Consider the following 3137-nt stretch of genomic DNA (forward strand, 5'->3'; position numbering starts at 1 on the left):
GCAATCGCGGTACTGGTAGTCGCCGCCGTTGGCGGCTGGCGCTATTGGCAGGCTGATCAAAAGAGCCGCGCCGAGACACCGTACTGGGAATCATGCTCGCCCTGGTGCTCCAACACCATCCGCACGGCGCGCTCGCGGACTTCAGGGGAAAAGGGTGGGGTTCGCTTCGTCATGGCTCCATCCTCGCAAGATCAGGAGCCTCCGGGAAACCCGGCGCGGTTCAGAGCTCCCGAGCCACGTGGTAGAGGCCAGCGTTCCCGGTCAGCTGATGGCTCACGCTCCTGCCTACTCACTCCGCTTCAGGCAGTTCGCGCACAACGCGGCCGATCCTGAGCCTCATCCCTGCAGCTTGCTCCATCGTCACGCGACGCTTTGTAAGGGTCACGTTCCAGCCTTCCCCAACCTCCGCTTGGACAGCCTGAACCGCCTCTTCGCGAGGCATCACCACCACAAACTGACGCCGCTTCCCGCTGCCGTCCGACCGGAAGGCGTCGAGGAAGTAGACGAGAGCGGCGTAGTACCTCGCATTTGCCATGTCGGGATCCTGCTCCACGTACCGGGCGCCAATGCTATTTGGTCCCACGTGAACCGGCCTTGACGCCTAAGAAGTCCTACTCGGCCAGTGCTTTGCTCTTATATGAACGGATGCCAGCCCCTCCCCCCGTTCTCGGGAATGAAGTCAAGGCGTCTACCTATGCGAGGCGTCATGTGCGCTCCGCCTCTGCTGGTACGAACAAGCCGTTTGCGCGAACCGCCGCGAGGATCGTAGCGGCATTGCCGAGACCAACGATCCCGCTTCCTTCCGTCATACGGCTTGGGTCGAGGGCGCTGTGGAAACTCCACTTGCTCTCGGCACCTGGCAGGTTCTCGCCGCTCTTGAGAGCAGAGACTGCTAAGCGAGTGCCTTTGCGCTCAATGAAGAGGTAGATGCGCTCGATCTGGCTCATGACGACGCCTCCCCGCTCAGCTTCACGCCTGGCTCTTCAGCCGTGAACACGATGCCTGCTGCCTCCAAGGTACGCAGTAGGACGTCGAGCTGCGTGATCGTAATAGCTGGCTCGCCAGAGCTGAGTTCAGCGCGCTTGATGACAGTGCCCGGCAACTTCGCTCTCTTGGCGAGCTTATCCGGCGTCCATTCAAGAAGCTTGCGAGCAGCAGCAATTTGGGCGCCTGTGATCACGACCTTAACCCGAAATTCTGTCGTCTGATGCGTCGAATATCCGGTGATGTCGTAGCCATCGACCAGCCTATCGCAGACTACGAGAACGCCCCGGCGGTTCTAGACCTATTCGGCCAGCGCGCATTTCCTCAACGGTCAGGACCGTCGCCTTGTCGGTGTAGTAGCCGAAGAACCATCAAACCAGCGCATCGCTGACCTCGTAGTGACCTCGTGGTGACCGGTAAGCATGCGCCTGCCGCTGGTCCTGACCATCGTCCCTCCGTTCGATTAGCTGGTGCGAACCGCAGGGCTCGGGTTGTCAGGCAGCCTGCACCTGCTCCGGAACGGGTTTGATCCGCTCCAGGTCCGGCGCGATCTCCGCGAGCAGGCTCTCGCTCTCGAAGTGAACCTGGAGGTTCGTCCAAAACTGATGGGACGTACGGAAGAACCGGGCGAGCCGCAGGGCGGTGTCGGTGCTGATGCCGATCTCCTCCCTCACGATCCGCTCAATGCGCGAGCGCGGCAGATCCAGAGCCTTGGCAACCGCACCGGCCGAGAGGCCGAGCGGCACCATGAACTCCTCGCGGAGGATTTCACCAGGGTGGACCGGAGGCAGTACGTCCGTGCCTTCGGTGGCATCGAAGGCCTGGCGCAGGGCCGCGATGGTGGGGATGTCAGACATTGGCGGTTGCCCTCCCTGGCGTCCGTCGCAAAATCCTAGTGGTAGTCCGTGAACTCGACCCGCTCCGGCCCCGCATCCGTCCAGATGAAGCAAAGCCGGAATTGATCGTTGACCGCGATGGCATGCTGCCCTGCGCTGTCGCGGTCCAGAGGGTGCAGCCTGTTCGAGGGTGGCGCCTTCAGGTCGTCCAGGGTCGCAGCGGCGTTGAGCGTCGTGAGCTTCCGACGAGCGGCCCTGAACAGGTCGGCCGGAAACCCCTTCGGGCAGCGGCCTATGAACACCGCCTCCGTGGCTCGATCGTAGAAACTGCGGATCATTGAGCCGCCCGTGTTGCATTCGATGATACACGTATCACTCGCTGCAACAGGTATGTCAAGAAACCTGTATTACTCACTGCAACATCATCCTTCCGCACGTGAATGGCGGTGCGATGCTGCCCGCCTTTCCATGTGTGAAGGGACTGACTGTCGCCCTCAGAGCCTCTCAGGCTGCGGAAGGCTGAGGCGATGAGCAACGTGCACCCGTTTCGCCCCCCGACCCTCAGGGCCCACTCCCTTGCCGCTGCCGGCACCTTCACCGGCGGAGGTCCGTCAGGAGATTGAGGACGCCGCGCAAGCTGCACTCGACGTGGCCGACCGGCTGATTGCCCTCCTCGACCGCTTGGATGGCGACGCGGATCGCGAGGACGGCGCCGACCCTGAACCGTTCCTCGGCGCCCCTGAGAACCACCATGCCTCGCAAATCGTCTGGCGGCGCGGCTCTGATCAGGACGAAGAGCTATTCTAGAAGAAGACGGTCAGACCAGGCCAAATGAGGCCGAGAGCGGCCACGAACAATCCTGCAGCAACATGCTCCAGCAGCCTTTGGCTGCGCTGGGCGAACACCGACGCGCCTGCGGCTGTCCAACCCGCGACCAGACAGAAGACACACAGTTCGCCCACGGGCCGCTTCCGTACCTCCCTGGAAAGCTGTCCGACAGATCAAAAGTTCACTCGATGAAAACCCGACTGACCATGCGCGCCGGGGCCTGACGCGAACTCAGGGTCAGGCCGCAGAAGACGCTCTACCGTCCTGCTTTCACGCTTTGTTCGCCTGCGGAATCCCGAAGTAAAGTGCGAGAAGACGGTTCTGCTCGTGGACCGCCCACGCCCCGGCGAAACCGAAGCCCTTCCGCAGCCAGAGCATGGCCTCGAAGCCGCAGATCGTGCGTCGCGCTGTGTGGAACGAGCGGAAGCCGCCGATCCGGGGCATGTTCTTCTTGACCCGGAAATGGTCGCTCTCGATGCCTTGCTGCAG

7 protein-coding genes are annotated in these 3137 nt (G+C 62.4%); all 7 read right to left on the reverse strand.

The window, feature by feature from the left end; genetic code table 11:
• Nucleotides 1-289: 289 nt before the first annotated feature.
• Complete coding sequence (locus K2Y56_RS25165; RefSeq protein ID WP_292514519.1) at nt 290-535, reverse strand: hypothetical protein; 246 nt, start codon at nt 533-535, stop codon at nt 290-292.
• Between the two features lie 169 nt (nt 536-704).
• Nucleotides 705-947 carry a hypothetical protein gene (locus tag K2Y56_RS25170; protein ID WP_292514521.1) on the reverse strand — a complete coding sequence of 81 codons (243 nt, stop codon included), beginning with the start codon at nt 945-947 and terminating at the stop codon, nt 705-707.
• Nucleotides 944-1180 (reverse strand): transcriptional regulator, encoded by a 237-nt coding sequence (locus K2Y56_RS25175; protein ID WP_292514524.1) that lies wholly within the window; start codon nt 1178-1180, stop codon nt 944-946. The genes K2Y56_RS25170 and K2Y56_RS25175 overlap by 4 nt, the downstream gene beginning before the upstream one ends.
• Nucleotides 1181-1478: 298 nt before the next feature.
• Complete coding sequence (locus tag K2Y56_RS25180) at nt 1479-1841, reverse strand: HigA family addiction module antitoxin (RefSeq protein WP_292514527.1); 363 nt, start codon at nt 1839-1841, stop codon at nt 1479-1481.
• Nucleotides 1842-1876: 35 nt separating this feature from the next.
• Nucleotides 1877-2158 carry a type II toxin-antitoxin system RelE/ParE family toxin gene (locus K2Y56_RS25185; protein WP_292514530.1) on the reverse strand — a complete coding sequence of 94 codons (282 nt, stop codon included), beginning with the start codon at nt 2156-2158 and terminating at the stop codon, nt 1877-1879.
• A 256-nt stretch (nt 2159-2414) separates the two neighbouring features.
• The gene (locus tag K2Y56_RS25190; RefSeq protein ID WP_292514533.1) at nt 2415-2573 is read right to left on the reverse strand and encodes a hypothetical protein; all 159 of its coding nucleotides are present in this window, start codon (nt 2571-2573) and stop codon (nt 2415-2417) included.
• Nucleotides 2574-2918: 345 nt separating this feature from the next.
• A partial coding sequence (locus tag K2Y56_RS25195) for a DDE-type integrase/transposase/recombinase (RefSeq protein ID WP_292514535.1) occupies nt 2919-3137 on the reverse strand: 219 nt, incomplete at its 5' end.

It is taken from the genome of Methylobacterium sp. (assembly GCF_019745455.1).
GTDB lineage: Bacteria > Pseudomonadota > Alphaproteobacteria > Rhizobiales > Beijerinckiaceae > Methylobacterium.